At 50.3% G+C, this 17808-nt stretch carries 15 protein-coding genes; all 15 read left to right on the top strand.

What is annotated here, in order from left to right; genetic code table 11:
* The first annotated feature begins 377 nt into the window (after positions 1–377).
* The 15 genes from JOD69_RS10935 to JOD69_RS10865 all read left to right on the top strand — a co-directional run bounded on the left by JOD69_RS10935 (position 378) and on the right by JOD69_RS10865 (position 17619).
* A complete protein-coding gene (locus tag JOD69_RS10935; RefSeq protein ID WP_210023940.1) occupies positions 378–1196 on the top strand; it encodes an ABC transporter permease in 819 nt (272 codons plus the stop codon).
* Positions 1186–2460 carry an ABC transporter ATP-binding protein gene (locus JOD69_RS10930; protein WP_210023939.1) on the top strand — a complete coding sequence of 425 codons (1275 nt, stop codon included), beginning with the start codon at positions 1186–1188 and terminating at the stop codon, positions 2458–2460. The genes JOD69_RS10935 and JOD69_RS10930 overlap by 11 nt, the downstream gene beginning before the upstream one ends.
* Positions 2447–4321 (top strand): methyltransferase domain-containing protein, encoded by a 1875-nt coding sequence (locus JOD69_RS10925; RefSeq protein WP_210023938.1) that lies wholly within the window; start codon positions 2447–2449, stop codon positions 4319–4321. The genes JOD69_RS10930 and JOD69_RS10925 overlap by 14 nt, the downstream gene beginning before the upstream one ends.
* Position 4322: 1 nt before the next feature.
* Positions 4323–5351 (top strand): glycosyltransferase, encoded by a 1029-nt coding sequence (locus tag JOD69_RS10920; RefSeq protein ID WP_210023937.1) that lies wholly within the window; start codon positions 4323–4325, stop codon positions 5349–5351.
* Positions 5352–5356: 5 nt separating this feature from the next.
* Complete coding sequence (locus tag JOD69_RS25235; RefSeq protein ID WP_210023936.1) at positions 5357–7105, top strand: glycosyltransferase; 1749 nt, start codon at positions 5357–5359, stop codon at positions 7103–7105.
* A gap of 16 nt (positions 7106–7121) precedes the next feature.
* Positions 7122–8993 (top strand): hypothetical protein, encoded by a 1872-nt coding sequence (locus JOD69_RS10910; protein ID WP_210023935.1) that lies wholly within the window; start codon positions 7122–7124, stop codon positions 8991–8993.
* A 10-nt stretch (positions 8994–9003) separates the two neighbouring features.
* Positions 9004–9954, top strand: a complete 951-nt coding sequence (locus JOD69_RS10905; protein ID WP_245245564.1) for an NAD-dependent epimerase/dehydratase family protein — start codon at positions 9004–9006, stop codon at positions 9952–9954.
* The gene (locus tag JOD69_RS10900) at positions 9917–10873 is read left to right on the top strand and encodes an acyltransferase (protein WP_210023933.1); all 957 of its coding nucleotides are present in this window, start codon (positions 9917–9919) and stop codon (positions 10871–10873) included. The genes JOD69_RS10905 and JOD69_RS10900 overlap by 38 nt, the downstream gene beginning before the upstream one ends.
* 468 nt (positions 10874–11341) lie before the next feature.
* Positions 11342–12208 (top strand): decaprenyl-phosphate phosphoribosyltransferase, encoded by an 867-nt coding sequence (locus JOD69_RS10895; protein WP_210023932.1) that lies wholly within the window; start codon positions 11342–11344, stop codon positions 12206–12208.
* On the top strand, positions 12205–13167 hold the full coding sequence (locus JOD69_RS10890) for a lysylphosphatidylglycerol synthase transmembrane domain-containing protein (RefSeq protein WP_210023931.1): 963 nt from the start codon (positions 12205–12207) through the stop codon (positions 13165–13167). The genes JOD69_RS10895 and JOD69_RS10890 overlap by 4 nt, the downstream gene beginning before the upstream one ends.
* A complete protein-coding gene (locus JOD69_RS10885) occupies positions 13164–14462 on the top strand; it encodes an FAD-binding oxidoreductase (protein ID WP_210023930.1) in 1299 nt (432 codons plus the stop codon). The genes JOD69_RS10890 and JOD69_RS10885 overlap by 4 nt, the downstream gene beginning before the upstream one ends.
* A complete protein-coding gene (locus JOD69_RS10880) occupies positions 14459–15214 on the top strand; it encodes an SDR family oxidoreductase (protein ID WP_245245563.1) in 756 nt (251 codons plus the stop codon). The genes JOD69_RS10885 and JOD69_RS10880 overlap by 4 nt, the downstream gene beginning before the upstream one ends.
* The gene (locus JOD69_RS10875; RefSeq protein ID WP_210023929.1) at positions 15211–15876 is read left to right on the top strand and encodes an HAD-IB family hydrolase; all 666 of its coding nucleotides are present in this window, start codon (positions 15211–15213) and stop codon (positions 15874–15876) included. The genes JOD69_RS10880 and JOD69_RS10875 overlap by 4 nt, the downstream gene beginning before the upstream one ends.
* Entirely contained in the window at positions 15855–16820 is a 966-nt protein-coding gene (locus tag JOD69_RS10870) for a glycosyltransferase family 2 protein (protein ID WP_210023928.1), read from the top strand. The genes JOD69_RS10875 and JOD69_RS10870 overlap by 22 nt, the downstream gene beginning before the upstream one ends.
* A gap of 274 nt (positions 16821–17094) precedes the next feature.
* Positions 17095–17619, top strand: coding sequence for a Uma2 family endonuclease (locus JOD69_RS10865; protein WP_210023927.1), 525 nt, complete (start codon positions 17095–17097; stop codon positions 17617–17619).
* Positions 17620–17808 lie beyond the last annotated feature (189 nt).

The following is a 17808-nucleotide window of genomic DNA, read 5'->3' as shown; positions in this document are numbered from 1 at the left end:
GGATTCCCGGAACCCAAAAGCCAAGGATGCCGCCGGCTTACTCAGATCCCTATGCCCTGGATGTCGGCAGCCCAATCGGAAACGGTCGCTTTAATCGCGCCCCTTCCCTGCCGGCATGATGGACCGACTTAACGGCATCAGGGAGTGGGTTGGGGAGATCCGAACAGGCCTGTACCTCCTTTACACACAATAACCTTTAGCGTCGTAAACTCGTTCAAAAACCACCGGCTTCTACACACAAGAACACAAGCGCCAAACACTGCATTGCCAGGATGACCTATTTCCCGCTCTCGCAAAGTCCGTACACAAGCCTCGGCTAGACGCAATCAAAGACAAAACACACACCGACCTGTTAACACTCGAAGCACATTCGCCTGATGCAGAATTTCAGCCTTTCTCCCCGCGAAATGACGGCCAGCCTTTGGCGCAATCAAAATCTCATCAAAACACTTGTCAAGCGTGAAGTCATCGGCCGCTATCGCGGTTCAGTCCTTGGCATTCTGTGGTCGTTCTTCAACCCGGTATTCATGTTGACCGTTTATACCTTCGTCTTCAGTGTCGTATTCAAGGCTCGATGGGTTGGCGGCGGGGACTCAAAAACTGAGTTCGCGCTTATCCTCTTTGCGGGCTTGATGGTATTCAATCTGTTTGCAGAATGCGTCAACCGGGCGCCGAGTTTAATTCTTTCTAACGTCAACTACGTTAAGAAAGTTGTTTTTCCCTTGGAGATCCTGCCGGTGGTATCCTTCGGCGCAGCCTTGTTTCACACTGCCATCAGCTTTGGAGTGTGGCTATTATTCTTCCTGCTCTTTTTCGGTCTACCGCCGGTTACAGCCTTGTTGCTGCCTATCGTTATACTTCCCTTGGCGGCACTTACTCTCGGCCTCTCTTGGTTTCTCGCCTCATTGGGCGTCTATCTACGTGACGTTGGGCAGTTCATCGGCATCGCAACCACCGCGCTCCTATTTCTCAGCCCTATTTTCTATCCGGTTTCCGAATTACCCGAGAAATACCAAACGTTGTTACTCCTCAATCCACTCACACCGGTAATTGAGCAAGTCAGAGATATTTTACTCTGGGGGAAAATGCCGGATTGGGTTTTCTTCGGCGGCTATTTTGCTGTCTCAACTTTTATTGCTTGGTTAGGCTTTGCCTGGTTCCAGAAGACACGAAAAGGATTTGCTGATGTGCTCTGAAATCACTAAAAGTAATACGCCTCTCGCTACAGAGAGCGCAACACCCGTCGGCACGGGTAACGATATCGCCATCCGCGTTACCAATCTTAGCAAGTGCTATCACATTTATGACAAGCCCCATAACCGGCTATTTCAGATGCTTACGCACGGACGCAGGCAGTTCTATCGGGAATTCTGGGCACTTAGAGATGTTTCATTTGAAATCAAAAAAGGCGAAACAGTAGGCATCGTGGGTCGCAACGGCAGTGGTAAATCCACCCTGCTACAACTCATCTGCGGGACACTTAATCTTACCGCTGGTCATATTATGGTCAATGGCCGGATTGCGGCACTTCTCGAGCTCGGTGCTGGCTTTAATCCCGAATTTACTGGACGAGAAAATGTTCATTTGGCCGCCTCCCTATATGGGTTAAGCCCTAACGAAATCGAAGCACGTTTTCATGATATCGCTGCGTTTGCTGACATTGGCGAGTTCATCGAGCAACCAGTTAAAACATACTCAAGTGGCATGTATGTCCGCTTGGCCTTCTCCGTTGCAATCCATGTTACCCCAGATGTATTAATCGTGGATGAAGCACTTAGTGTTGGTGACATCGCATTCCGCAACAAATGTCTTGAAGAAATTCAAAAGATGGTGGCACGCGGTGTCACTATTCTGTTCGTTACTCATGAGATCAGCACCCTACAAATGCTCTGTTCACGAGTACTATGGTTGGACAGAGGGCAACTCAAGGCTAGCGGAGATCCGGTTCGTATTTCGCAGAACTATTATGTGGACTTGATTGGCCAGATTGACGCCGTTAATACTGATCGTAATTTCCTCCCTCCTCAGCAAGAAACAGGCAAAGCACACTTCCAGTATATAAACCTGATAGGTGGTACCGAAGATGTATTTTTAAGTGGACAGACGCTGCGTATTTCCTTTGCCCTAAAAGCTAAGAGGCGCATAGGCCCAATTATCTTTACGATTAGCATTTATCGTGCTGACGGTGACTGGGTAATCGGGCAGACCAGCCGTGACAAAGGAGTCATTTGGCCGGTTGCGAATGAGGGTGAAATCCACCGTGGCACTCTTGAGTTGTCTCCACTTTGCTTGGCACCTGGAGATTATCTGGTTGCCCTTAGTGCATGCTCAGAAGACTACACGATTTGCTATGCACTTACTGAATTGACTTTACGGTTTTCGGTACGCTCCTCTTTTCCCACGTGGGGAAAATTTCTTCATCCGTGTCAATGGTTAATTGAAAATAATGATGATGTCTAACATTTTTTCAGAGAATAGAGATGCTACTGCCGCAGAACATCTATGCCCACTTTGTGGTTTCGCCACTGGAATAAATCTACTATGTAAAGTAGATAGCTTTTCCATTTACGCTTGTAGTCGCTGTGGTGCAGACCATGTTTATCCTTCCCCAGATCCTGTCACACTCAAAGATTACTACAATAGGAACGAATGGTTCGAGGGAGGGGAAAAAGGTGGATACAGTGACTATGACGCACAAACCGCCTGGTCTTTGGACCTCATGTCTTCTCTATTGGCTCCTTTCGGCGACCAGCAGGGACTGTCGATATTAGATGTTGGATGCGGCTACGGCACTCATCTCAATTATGCGGCAGAGCGAGGCTGGAAATGCTTCGGAGTTGAATTGTCCGATCATGCACGCAGTATTGCTCAGACTCGCCTCGGACATCGGGCGCAGGTAGTAGAGTCAGTCGCCGACCTTATTCCACATAATTTCGATCTGATTCTCATGTTCGATGTAATCGAGCACCTGCCTTCACCATACACGCTGTTTTTCAGCCTATTTTCTATCGGCGCGATCACTCCAAAAACACAACTGGTCATTGTGACTCCTAATGCGGGTTCTGACGAGGCACTGCGCGACCCAGGTGGGTGGGTCTATCGCCATCCACCATCGCATTTAGTGTATTACTCCGCTAAAACGTTACGTTTTCTGCTCGAAAGACTTCATTTCTCTCAGGTGGAAATACGAGGGCTTCATCCAGTAGAACCCAATAGCCAACAAGAAGCATCTTTCTCAGGCTTTGGAGGACTGCTAGCTATTGCTAGTGGCAGTGATTTCACTGAATTTATGCGCGAACGCTACGTACCAGGAACATGGTCGAAAATAGCAGAATACGAGCATTTGCCTAGATACGCTTTGGCAAAAATCTTTGCTCAAGGCAAATCGACGCTTGATTTTGGATGCGGTACAGGTTATGGCTCCGCGATTCTTGCAGAATCAGCAAGCAAGGTGATTGGTCTTGATATTGATCAGAAGGCGATAGATTGGGCTACTCAAACGCACTCAAACGATCATCTTCATTTCCATCGTTGCGATGACCTTGGATCAACTTTAGAGGCGAAGTCATTCGACGTGGTCACTTGTTTTGAAATGATTGAGCATGTGAATCATGAAACACAAAAAAAGGTAATCGCGAGCATTGCGCGCCTTCTTCGAGAAGATGGACAATTGATAATTTCTACGCCAAATCCAGAGGTTACAAAGTTATATGGTGAGAATCCATACCATCTCCGTGAGATGACCGAATCAGAGTTTCTCCAACTCCTCCGGGAGCATTTCGCCCACGTTAGGATATTGCAACAGCGAATATACAATAGCGTTGCTTTCGATGGATTGACATCAAATAAAGTACTGCATTCAGCGCCGTTACAGCAGAATTGTCGGGGCGAGAGAGGTAAACCACTCGCGTTTATTGCGATCTGCTCTCAGGTTCCCATATCGGAAATTCCAGAGTTGGTCTTTTTTGATGAAAATACAGATTTCACGTTGGATTTCATGACTCACGTAAACAAGCTCCATCAGCGACAATATGAGTCCTATCGTTTATTGGAGCAGGTGCGCTTACGCGAGCAACAGATCTCGGCCTATCAATCCCAAGCCAACGAATTCCAGCAACAGATCTCGGCCTATCAATCCCAAGCCATCGAATTTGACAAGCAACTTCGCCACGCGAACGCTCAGTTGAACACCTTGAATGAGGAGCTGAAAGATCTTCAGCGTATTAGGACCGAAGAACTTGGGAGTTTGCGATCACTCCTCCGAAATCTATTCCAGCTTATCCTTTCTCGAACTGTCGGTCTTATAGGTCATCGAGGCTAAAATGAACGATATGGCCTTACCCGCCATCCCCACGAAGGTTTCACATGCCCCTCAAACTAGTCCTCACGACTCATCGCTCGTAAGCAGCTTAGGGAGCTATCTATGCTCTCTTGTAATCCCTACGAAGAACGGCGGTGTTCTATTTTCTCAGACAGTCGAGGCATTGAGTAAGCAGACATGCTGGAATGAGGTGGAGTTCATTGTCATCGATTCCGGGTCTCGAGACGATACATGTGAAATCGCACACTCTGCGGGAGCAAAGGTAATCAGAATTCCACCGGAAGAATTCAATCACGGATCAACACGCGATTATGGGATTTCGATCGCTTCATGCGAGATGGTGATCCTCATGGTGCAAGATGCAGTTCCTTGTGATCGTTTTCTGATCGAGAGACTTTTGGCCAGTTTGCAGGAGAACGGAGTCGCTGGCGTCTACGCACGGCAGATTGCACAGCCGACTGCCGATGTTCTCACGAAGCGAAATCTGTCTTCTTGGCTTACCGGTCGGATAGAACGGGAAACACGCTTTATTACCGACCTTAAATGGTACGAGTCTTTGCCACCGTTACAAAAATACTTTTACTGCAACTTCGACAATGTTTGTTCTGGATTAAGAAAAACTGTATGGCGGGAGGAGCCTTTCGGACACGTTGACTTCGGTGAAGATATCGACTGGGCAGAGCGCGTGCTAAAAAAAGGATACAAGATTGTGTATGAGCCAGCTGCAGCGGTTGTTCACTCCCATGACCGACCGCTGAGCTACGAGTACAACCGAACCTATGTTTGTCATCGCAAGCTTTACCGGCAATTCCGGCTCCAACTTGTCCCGTCTCGGAATACGATAATTAGAGCTTGGATACGTGCGTCGTTGTTGGACATGCGATACGTGATACGTACGGAAAAACGGCCCGGAACCATGTTAAAAATGCTATTCAAAGTACCTGTTCTCAACTTGTTCAGCGCGCTCGGACAGTACAGAGCGGCGCAAGATGAAATTCGGGGTGTGGTTAACAAAGTTAGGAACGTTTAATCGACGTGAAAATATTACTAACGGTTCATCAGTTCTTTCCCGATTACTTTTCCGGAACCGAGGTGCTGACATTTAGTGTTGCGAAGGAGTTATTGAGTAGAGGACATCATGTTTCTGTATTTACAGGCTACCCAGCGCGAAAACTAATGCCTGACTCCCAGCGCTTCGATAACTATGAGATCGAGGGCATTCAGGTCTATCGATTTCACCACGCGTTTGTTCCTATGGGGGAGCAGCAAGTGGTGTCAGAGATTGAGTACAACAATCACTTTGCAGCGCGATATTTTGCGGGTCTTGTGGATGAGATTGAGCCTGATATTGTTCATTTCTTCCACTTCAGCCGTCTGGGGGCCGCTCTTATTGATGTCGTTTGGCTGCGGAATATCCCCGCTTATTACACGCCAACCGATTTCTGGGCGGTTTGCCCAACGAGTCAACTACTCCTGGAAGACGGTAACGTGTGTAATGGCCCGTCTCCCCATGGAGGGAATTGTGTTAAGCACGTGGCGATGTTAACGCGCTGGCGGCACTATTCAAGTATTGTGCGACATCTGCCTGATACAGCCATCGATGTTGCTGCAGTCGTTGCCAAGTCGGTGGATATCATTAGATTCCCCTTCAAGCATGAGATCGCGGCGCTGAGTGGCCGGAAGCCTTTTAACATTTCGCGATTGAATGTGCTCCAAGGCATCATTTCCCCAACCAAGCTCATGACCGATGTATTGGTGCGGAACGGGGTAAGGCAAGATCTGATTACACAGTCGGCTTATGGCATTAATGTTTCTGGATTTGACGAAGCGCAACAGAGGATTTCATCGGATCAGGGTATTACGTTTGGCTATATCGGCACGCTTGCTCCACATAAAGGCTGTCATGTTCTGATTCGGGCGTTTCTTAGCTCCAACCATAACGAGGCGCGCCTGAAGATCTATGGTAACCCCAATGAATTTCCTGATTACGTGGCCGAGTTGAAAGAGGCGGCGGAAGGATGCGGTTCGATCGAGTTTTGCGGCACCTTCCCCAACTCTCAGGTTGCCGAGGTATTGGCTGGCATTGATGTGCTGGTGGTCCCATCAGTCTGGTATGAAAACACCCCTTTGGTTGTGTATTCGGCTTTAGCGGCCAAATGTCCGGTGGTTGCATCCAACTTCCCCGGTATGTCCGAGGTCGTTCGCGATGGTTGGAATGGAATGCTGTTTAAGCCCCGGAGCGCTGAAGCATTAAGCGCATGTTTGAGGCGACTGCAAAACGAACCCAAATTGCGCACTGAACTCAGCAAAAACTGCCAACGGCCCAAGTCAATTTCCACCTATGTTGACGAACTTCTCGGGCTCTACGAACAAGCTTCTTGTCTCCCAAAACACACACTGCCACAACAGCAAGTTTTTGAACCGCTTGTTTCATCGAATCAGGGAGGATTCGTCGCCGGTTGGGCTGTGATCTCCCCGGATGAGCCCAAAGCCATCCGTGTTTTCGACGGGGAGCACGAAATCGGGCTGACAACTCGCTTTATGCCCAGGCTGGATGTCAGAGATGGATTGAGAAATTCAGGCATAAAGCTCAACACTGCCAATCTTGGATTTCTCTTGAATCTTACGCGGCCGACGAATCGTTCAACGGCAATCCTTGAGATCGAGGACAAGCAAGGCACAAAACACCGAATTCCATTTTCCAGCTTGACGGTAGGTGAGTCCGTGCAACTTGGCGATCGAGAGTTCATCGGACTGGACCACGAAGAATTTTCACAAATTTAAGAATAAGAACGAGCAGATGACAAAGACAAACTCGCGTTTCACGTCTACGCAGATACTCATGCTCTTTTGCGGCATCGTGGTGGTGCTGCTCTTCTCCATGCATTTCCGCCTTGGTCCGGAGTTGGCCGACGACGGGGCATTCTTCTTACGTTATGCCGAGAACATGCTGAAGGGGGAGTTCTGGGTCTGGAATCTTGGCGAACCTCCGGTTTGGGGGGCTTCTGCACCGCTTTATCCTCTTGTGGTGGCCTTACCCATGGCGCTTGGCGTATCGCCGGAAGCTGCAATTGTAGGGGTAAGTCTTGCTCTGGCTTCGGTGAGTTTGGCTGCGGTCACGCTCATGCTGGGCGAACGCTTTGGCATTATCACCGGGTGTGCATTTCTTGTGCTCGCAGCGCTGGATACCGGAATGATGTATTTTTCCGGTGCCGGCCTGGAGACTCCTCTTACCATTGCATTGCTGACTTTCGCCCTGTGGACTTTGCTGTACCAGCCGCGCGCTTGGATTATCGGTGTCGCGGCAGGCTTGCTAATGGTCAATAAACTTGACCTGGTGCCTGTGGGTGGGTTGCTTTTACTGGCGCACTGGATTCAGAGCAAGCAGTTTCCCCGGCACGCGATTATCGTCGCTGTGGCAATCGCCTTGGCATGGTATGGGTTTGCTTGGATGTACTTTGGCGCGCCAGTACCGAATTCCTTCCTCACCAAGTCTCTGTACCAGAACGATCAACCCAAAATCATCGATTGGACCTGGTTTGGTGGGTTTGTCTTCTGGGTGGGTATCCATAAATGGCTGGCGGGATTTTCGGCCTTTGCCTTGTGGCGCGGCGCACGCATGCTTCTTCCGCTCATCGTTCTATTGGGTGGCATGGTATTAGTGCACCTGATCGCCTATACCATTAAATACCCGTTTGAGCCATACAACTGGTACGCAATGCCTGCACTGTTCGCTTTGTTGGTGGCCGGTGCAATTGGGGTTGGCAAGTTGTCTGAGCTCGCCGGACAGTGTTTTAAAAAGAGATCGTGGGCTGCTGCTGGTAGTGCTGCGATTGGAATACTTGGAGTGGTCTTTTTTAACGCCATCAATTCTGAAGTTATAGGCACGTCTAATATCAAGATGTTTGCCTCGCATCACGAGTTTGATCGTGCCGAGGCTGGCCGGTGGGTTGCTGAAAACACTCCTAAAGAATTCGTTGTTTATTCGATGTGGGGTAACCCGGCTTATTATTCGCACCGTAAGGTGCTGGATGGCTCTTTCCTTAACCGACATTTCGAGTCGGTCGATTTGGTCAAACAATATCGCCCCGAAATTCTGATACTCCAAAACAATCCGGGTAGTACGCCCATGACTCCTGTTTTTGCATCAACGCGCGGCGAGAATTACAGAGTAATTAAAGTTTTCGATAAAACTTATGCGGCGGGAATGGACTACTTTTTCGCTGTTCTCGCCCGCGAAGACGTGATCGACAAGATTAGAAATATTGATCCTCCGCGCGATTTGATGCCTTTCGTGCATTCCGTTGAACTCGGGGATCAATTCGGCATTTTAAGGCCGCAGGGCTTGGGCACATTATTTGTCCATCCCGGGGCGAATATGCCAACACGCTTCAACTTTAGTGCCATCGACTATTTGCGTGAGAGTGAGAAAAAAACCTTGCGCATCCATGCCCGCGTGGCGCCGAACGTACCAGAGGACGCCATCCAGCGCGGTGCGGCTAATGTGCGCTTCCGCATCTTGCAAGGCGAACAGGTGCTCGTCGATGCCGTCGTCAAGGTGGGGGAGCCGCTACAACGTGGGTTGTCCGTCACTGGGGTACAGCCATTTCAGTTCATTGTCGATAACAATGGCGGTGCGGATACCGATTGGTTGCTGCTCTCGATCCACTGAAACTCAAAGTATGAACAGTACAAAACGTTGTCTCGTACTCGGCGGCAGAGGCTTCATCGGGTCACACCTCGTGGATGCTTTGCTTGCAAAAGGTTATCGCGTGCGCTGCTTTGACCGACCGCACGTGATGCCGCTAGGTGAATCGCACATAGAAAATCAAAATTTCGAATTATTCGAAGGCGATCTGGTGAGTGAGGCAGACGTTGCGGCTGCCCTGGAAGGCTGCGATATCTGTTTCCATCTTATTTCCACAACATTACCCAAATCTTCAAATGCCGATCCAGTATTTGATGTGGAAAGCAATTTGCTGGGCACAGTCCGGTTACTCACGCACGCAGTGAAAACCAGTGTGAAAAAGGTAGTTTTCGTCTCTTCGGGCGGAACAGTTTATGGGACTCCCGTGCAGGTTCCGATTCCAGAAACACATCCGAATAATCCGATTTGCTCTTACGGCATTACCAAATTGACGATTGAAAAATACCTCGGTCTTTTTCATCAACTCCATGATCTTGATTATGCGGTTCTACGCATCGCCAATCCATTTGGTGAGCGGCAGCGGACGCACGCAAGCCAGGGTGCAGTCGCCGTTTTTTTAGGAAAGGCTCTGCGTGGCAGCCCGATTGAAATTTGGGGGGATGGCTCGGTCATTCGCGACTATATCCATATCAACGATGTCGTTTCAGCAATGCTTTCTGTGCTTGATTATTCTGGGCCAGAGCACGTGTTTAACATAGGTTCCGGGCATGGTTTGAGCTTGAATGAGGTGCTCGATGCTATCGAAAGAGTCACTCATCGACCGACACTGCGCCGCTACGTTGCGGGGCGACCGTTTGATGTTCCCGCCAGCGTGTTATGCATTGAAAGAGCTAAGTTACTGCTGGGCTGGACGCCCGCAGTGTCATTTGAAGATGGATTAGCACGTTTTGCCGATTGGCTTGAACAACATCCTGACGAAGGGTAATAAGCAATTGGATGCTAAAAAAATTCATTGTCTTACATCGCTTCGATTCTTTGCGGCGAGTGCGATAGTCTTCTTGCATTCGCGGCCATTTTTCGAGATCACCTCTGGCCGACTGACAAACTGGCCACTTCATTATGGGGTTACTTTCTTTTTTGTGCTGTCTGGTTTTATCCTGACCTACGTCTATCAAGATATTCCGCCTGGACGTCGACGCGACTTCTATATTTCCAGAATTGCTCGAATATGGCCAGCACACGTTGCTTCGCTGATTTTGCTTCCTTTCTTGCTTCCATCAGTCCAGTGGATATGGGAGGGGGCCAATCCACTTTTGGTTACCATTACCAATGTGCTGTTAATGCAAGCAATTATCCCAATCCCTGAGTACTATTTTTCTTATAACGGCGTGGCGTGGAGCATTTCCACAGAAATATTTTTTTATGCAGCATTTCCATTTCTGCTTTTGAATTGGTCTAGTACTTGGTTATGGAAACTTGCATGCAGTCTGCTGCTTGCCTTACTTGTCGTGCTCGCATCCGATTATTTAGCACTGCCACCATTCTCTCCATCCGTATTTTTAAAGGTTACCTCTCATGGAATGGTGTATATCAGCCCAGTTGTGCGTATCTTTGAGTTCATGCTCGGAATGGTCGCAGCCAAAATAGCAATTAGAAATGGCATTGGTATTGATAAAAGGCGACCACTGCTTCCGTGGACACTGGCAGAATTGGGTACCTTGATATTAGCACTATATGTGGCGGCCATGCTTAGTAATTTGCCTTCCCGATTCGGTGCCACCAAGGAAACTGCATTAGTTACTTGGATCATACATAGTTCAGGCGCCATTTTTTTTGCACTTATGATAGCTGTAATGTCTTTTCAAGGTGGATTGCTTTCTCGGCTCTTACGGCTCGAACTCTGATATTACTAGGAGAGATCTCATTTCCATTATATATGGTTCATCAAATTATCCTCCGCTGGTATAACACCAATATTGCTGCGTTCACGCATATCCCAGATACAGTTCGCTTAGTCGCTTATTGGATCTGCTGCCTTTTGCTTTCATATGGAATATGGCGTTATTTCGAGACCCCGGCTCGAATGCATATCAGGAGCGTTTTTGCCTATTTGTTTGGTAATCAAAAAGTGTGTCGATCTACATAAATGGTCGTGTTGTTAGCAGCGTTTTAAGGAACATTGGTCTGACAATTAAAATGGAATTGTTTGTGGGACCACCCGATAAAGCAAGCTCTGCAATCAGTCACACAAAAGTACTTCTCAATAAAATCCATGCATTACAGATAGCCGTGCCTTGCCCGCCCAGATTTTCTTAAATATCGGATCAATAAGACTGAACTATTACTTGTTGCTTGGCTAAATGGCTATGTTAATGTTGAGAATCCTTCGCCCGCATCAATGGATCAAGAATGGTTTCGTTCTTCTCGGTGCTTTATTTTCCCATCAGTGGGATTACCCAGTTCTGTTTTCGGCATTCTTAGCTTTTATTACCTTCTGCGCCATCGCGAGCGCTGTCTATGTTTTGAACGACATCCTTGATGTCGAGGCCGATCGCCAGCATCCAGTGAAGTGCAAGCGACCAATTGCCAGTGGGGAGCTTTCAGTACATCAGGCTTGGATGCTATTTACAGTTCTTGCTTTATTAGCCGTTGCAGTAGCTGCGTGGGGAGTAGGACCTTGGGCATTGCTCTTCGTCATATCCTATGCAGTGCTGAACGTGGGCTACTCCTGGCATCTTAAGCATGTGGTAATCCTGGATGTGTTCATCATCTCAGCCGGCTTTATGTTGCGCATCCTAACCGGCACGGTGGGTATTGGAATCGAACCCTCCCAATGGCTACTGCTTTGCGGATTAATGCTGACGCTGTTTTTAGGTTTCGCCAAGCGTCGGGCAGAACTTCTGATGTTGGAATCTTCTGGCCATCGTGATCGCGCTGCCATGCGTCGCGTGCTGGATGATTACAGCCCAACCATGCTGGAGCAGTTCATAGCGGTCAGTGCAGCCTGCACGATCCTGAGCTACGGGCTTTACACCGTCAGCACGGATACCGTTGCCCTACATGGCACGCATAATTTGATATATACCTTGCCATTTGTGATTTACGGGATCTTCCGTTACTTATACCTGCTACACCACAGAGCTAGCGGTAATGACACCGCTCGTGACTTATTGACGGACAGACACATGCTCGCCACTGTCGCACTATGGCTAACCGTGACGTTGGGGCTGCTTATATGAGAGAGAAGTTGCTTGAGGGCTGGCGTTTACGGACGCTGATTGCCTCTATCCTGGTGACAGTGGTTGGCTATCTGGCATTTTCCATTTGGAGCGGCTGGCAGGATGTTCTGCGGGCATTTGCACTGGTGGGGCCGTCGGGGCTAGCAGCAGCTCTTGGTATGTCGATGTTGAATTACTGGCTTCGCTTTGTGCGTTGGCAGATGTACCTTAACGCCTTGGGGCATTCCGTGCCTTGGCAACCCAGCGGACGGATTTATCTTGCTGGCTTTGCCTTAACCACCACGCCGGGCAAAGCCGGAGAGGCCATGCGCGGTGTACTTCTCAAGCCTTGGAGCGTGCCTTACCCGCATAGTTTCGCGGCCCTCCTAAGTGAACGTCTTTCTGACTTGACGGCTGTTGTTCTACTTACTTTGTTCGGCTTATCTGTTTACCCTCAGGCTCATGCCGTGATAGTTCTAGGAATGATAGCTGTGCTGTCAGGCCTGGTGGTACTTTCTCAGGCTACTTTACTGCAGCGTTTATATGCTTGTACCTCTGGTACGACTCGGCGGGTAATTCGCTTATTGCATCACCTCGCGCACATGCTGATTGAAGCACGGCGTTGTCATTCAGCGCGGGTACTGCTTCCAGCCACAATACTTAGCGTACTGGCCTGGGGAGCCGAGGCAGCTGCGTTCCACTGGATTCTCCAATGGCTTGGGGCGGATATCTCGTTGGCCTTTGCCGTTTTTGTCTATGCACTCGCTATGCTGGCTGGTGCTTTAAGCTTCCTACCTGGTGGGTTGGGGGGAGCGGAAGCAGTCATGGCGGGGCTGCTGGTTTGGAAAGGTATGTCGACGGCTGAGGCTGTAGCGGCTACGGTGCTAATTCGGCTGGCCACCTTATGGTTTGCCGTGACATTGGGCCTAGTAAGCTTGATCATTAGCCGGAATGATAGGAACCGTAAGGTTATCGCATGAGTATTCCACCGCGCTCATGGAACCGCATCCCGACTCTACACCATGCGAAACTTCTTAATCTGACTGATCGTTCCGCGCCACTGCCTAGTAGTTTTAACGGTTCTCTGCTTGCTCACGGCAACGGGCGCAGCTATGGCGATGTATGCCTGAATGAAGGCGGTACACTGTTGCTTACACAATGCATGAACCACTTCATTGCCTTCGACCGTGCGACAGGCCGCTTATGCTGCGAGGCTGGGGTCCTGCTCAAGGAGATTCTTGACCTTGTGGTGCCTCAGGGTTGGTTTCTGCCGGTTACACCCGGCACCCGTTTTGTTACCGTAGGCGGTGCCATCGCCAACGATGTCCACGGCAAGAATCATCATTTAGCCGGTAGTTTCGGCCATCATGTGGTTCGACTTGAGCTATTGCGCTCGGATGGCAGTCGCATCGTCTGTAGCCCAACTGAATCCAACGACTGGTTCGCTGCGACTGTTGGCGGTCTTGGCCTGACTGGTCTTATTACTTGGGCAGAATTACAACTTATACCCGTCGCCAACGCCTTTATGTGGGTCGAATCCCGCCGATTTACAAATCTCGAAGAATTCTGGACTTTAAACGAGGAGGCGGAGTCACGTTGGCCATATACGGTTGCGTGGATCGACTGCCTGTACAGCGGTGGGGGCCGTGGCATTTTCATCAGCGGGAGTCACGCACCTCCGCACGAGAAATTGCCTGTTTACCGTGAGAAATCGCGTCGTTTGGCTTTTGACCCACCTTTTTCGCTCGTCAATCGTCTAAGCCTGCGTGCGTTTAATGCCGTCTACTATTACAAGCCGCTTAAATCCAGACCTACGCTAACCCATTACACACCTTACTTTTACCCTCTCGATGGTTTGTTGGAATGGAATCGCATATACGGACGCAGGGGGTTTTTTCAATATCAATGTGTGTTGCCGCCGCAGACCAGCCGGGAAGGCGTCGCCGAGCTTCTGCGGCGTATTAGTGCGAGCGGTCAGGGTTCGTTCCTCGCGGTTCTCAAAACCTTCGGTCATCGACAATCACATGGGCTATTGTCCTTTCCTCGTCCAGGCGTAACACTAGCCTTGGATTTTCCAAATCTGGGTGAGCGTACTCACCGTCTATTCCGCGAACTCGATGCCGTAATACGCGATGCTCGCGGTGCACTCTATCCCGCCAAGGACGCACGTATGCCGGCGGAGATGTTTCGGGCCGGATATCCGCACTGGGAGCGTTTCAGTACATTTATCGATCCTCGGTTTTCGTCCAGCTTTTGGAGAAGAGTCGCCTCATGAACTCTCTGCTTCGCACTGTCATATTCGGCGCCACTTCCGCTATTGCTCAGGAAGTTGCCCGCCAATTGGTCGCTAGGGGTAGCTCGGTATACTGTATCGGGCGTAATCCAGAGAAACTCGAGGTACTGCTTAACGATCTACGGGTAAGAGCGAACGCCAGCCAAATTATCGAAGGTCAATCTGCAGATTTGGAAAATACCGATTGTCATGAAGCGCTGCTCATCTCAGCCGTGCAGGCGCTCGGCACCCTTGATGCAATATTGATTGCCCATGGCAGTTTGTCAGACCAAACGAGATGTCAAGCCTCCGCCAGTCTCACAATAAAGGAAATCCATACCAACGCCTTGAGTGCCATTTCGCTGCTTACCCTAGCGGCGAATGTTATGGAATCTCAACAACGTGGTGTAATCGCTGCGATCAGCTCCGTCGCAGGTGACCGAGGGCGACAGAGCAACTATGTATATGGCGCCGCCAAGGGCATGCTATCGCTTTTTCTCCAAGGACTGCGCAACCGGCTGACGAAAAAAGGAGTAGCAGTTGTCACTGTCAAGCCAGGTTTCGTCGATACGCCGATGACTGCCGCATTCGACAAAAGCGGCTTACTGTGGACAAAGCCGGACATTGTGGCCCGCGGCATCGTCCGTGCGATGGAACGGGGCGATCGGGAGGTGTACCTACCTGAATACTGGCGTTGGATCATGTTAGTGATACGTCACATTCCCGAATGTATTTTTGTCAGAATGAGTTTATGAGTCGCACCGTAGCGTTCTTTGATTTCGATGGCACCTTAACGCGGCGTGATTCGCTGCTTCCCTTCTTGCGTTACATTGTAGGATCTCCCCAATTTTTCCTACGTATGTTGGCGCTGAGCCCTGTGTTAGGAGGGTACGCAGCTAAAGTCGTGAAGAACGATATTGCGAAGGAGATTGTACTCGGCCGTTTTCTGGCCGGGATGGAGATCGAGGAGCTGCATCGACTGGGAGGGAAATTTGCCCGCGATAAGCTTCCTGAGCTAGTCCGCTCGACTGGCATTGAGCGTTTGCGCTGGCACCAATCGCAAAAGCATATGTGTGTATTAGTCAGCGCCTCACTCGATCTTTACCTAAAGCCATGGGCCCGCGATATAGGCTTTGATGATTTCATTACCTCTACTCTGGAGGTCGATGGTGCAGGGAAAGTTCTTGGGAGCCTCAGCGGAGGAAATTGTTTTGGCGCTGAGAAGGTGAAGCGAATACAAACCTGGTTATCAGGGAAACAAGTCTCGATGTCTTACGCATATGGAGACAGCGCAGGAGATTTGCCTATGCTCAAATTGGCCAATCAGGGATATCTGCTGCGAAGCGGAGAGTTCCGCTTGATAAATGATTCCGGTTCTTCTGCTGTGAGAGGCGCATGGCATCAGTCACTCTGGTAATTGTGAATTGGAATGCAGGCCAGTGGCTCCCGCAATGTATCCAAAAGGCTCTAGATCAGACAGTAAAACCTGAACAAATTATTGTTGTCGATAACGCTTCCACCGACGGGTCACTAAAGACACTTGCAGCCTGGTCTGAAATTACTATTGTCCAGATGTCCCGAAATACAGGTTTTGCCTATGCAAACAATGCGGCTTTTTCTCGATGCAATACCAAGTATGTAGCTTTGCTAAACCCAGATGCTTTCCCAGCGCGAGACTGGCTGGAGCGCCTATTAACCGCGGCAACAGCTACTCCACAAGGGGCCGCTTTCGGGTCACGACAAATGATGGCAGAGACACCAGACCGGCTGGATGGTCGGGGCGATGTGTATCATGCAAGTGGCCTTTTCTGGCGGGCCGGTCATGGTCACCGCTGTGGCGAGCGAGATCTTATGCGTAGCGAGATATTCTCGCCCTGTGCCGGAGCTGCGCTTTACCGGCGTGACGCCCTGGTGGCGGTGAACGGTTTCGACAGCGATTTCTTCTGCTATGCCGAAGATGTCGACCTAGGATTTCGTCTCCGCCTGGCAGGACACAGTTGCCATTATGTACCCGAAGCGGTCGTTTACCACATCGGCTCAGCAACAACAGGTGGCCAACAAAGTGACTTTTCGGTATACCACGGCCATCGCAATCTGGTTTGGACCTTTGTAAAGAACATGCCAGGCGCGCTGTTTTGGTTGCTCTTGCCCATGCACGTGTTGCTGAACCTCGTTACGGTAGTGTGGTTCACGGCTCGCGGGCAAGGCCGGGTAATTCTCCGCGCCAAGTGGCATGCTATCAAAGGGTTGCCTCAAGCTTGGGCGAAGCGCAAGAAAATCCAAGCTAGCCGAGTCGCCACTGTTCGGGAAATTTGGCGTGTGTTGGATAAGCGTCTTATTCCCAGCCGCCGTGGTCGCTGAGCGGAACAGAAAAATCAAGATACTCGTCCGAAGAATCCGGTGTCGCTGGAAAGCTCACGTTCTAAGTCTGGTGGGCGTCTCTGCCGAGTCCGTATGCCGACCTTCTTGGGTCTCGCTACTCGCGGCGTCAATTGCCCACTCTGCGGGTCTTATGAAGAGGCGCCCTAGCCGGGCGGCGTGATATCCCAGCAACCAACGCAGGCGCATGCCACCGATTGACAGGCGCCTCTTGCGCGCCTAAGTTTTGGCCTATCCGCTCCTGTGGAGGACCGTCATGAATGTCAATGCCGAATCGTTTCCGCGCCGTCACCGGATCACCGTCGAGGACTACCACCGCATGGGCGAAGCCGGCATTTTTTCCGAAGATGACCGGGTGGAGCTCATCGAGGGGGAAGTCATCGATATGGCTCCGATTGGCAGCAAACATGCAAATACCGTAGACGAATTTGTTCAGCTGATCGCAAGACAATTACCAAAAAAGGGACGTCTACGTGTGCAAAATCCCGTATTGCTTAACGATGGGAGTGAGCCTCAGCCGGATCTCACAATTGTGGCTAATCGCAGTTACTCCGCTGCTCACCCGAGTCCAGAGGACATCCTGCTCCTGATCGAAGTCGCGGATACGTCCCTCGAATACGACCGCTCGGTCAAGATTCCGCTGTACGGCCGCCACGGTATTCCGGAAGTCTGGTTGGTCGATCTCGAAAGCCGGACGGTCGAGGTGTTCCGTGAACCGTCGGCGGAGGGCTACCGCGCGCTGCAACGTAAGCGTCCGCCGAGGACCGTCTCGACGGGTTGAAAGGCTCAGGCGACACTGGTGCGAGCGGACGCATGGGGTGTCCGCGCACTCTTGAGGTGGACGCACTGATGACTCACGATGCTGACTTCACAACGGGCGTGGTGGCGATGGATACCTTGGGCCGGCGGCGGTTTGCGCCTGAGTTCAAGCGCGAACTGGTGGAGCGGACCCTACAGCCGGGCGCCTCGG

This window comes from Methylocaldum sp. RMAD-M (assembly GCF_017832375.1).
Taxonomy (GTDB): domain Bacteria; phylum Pseudomonadota; class Gammaproteobacteria; order Methylococcales; family Methylococcaceae; genus Methylocaldum.
This window is presented reverse-complemented; position numbering and strand designations above follow the sequence as displayed.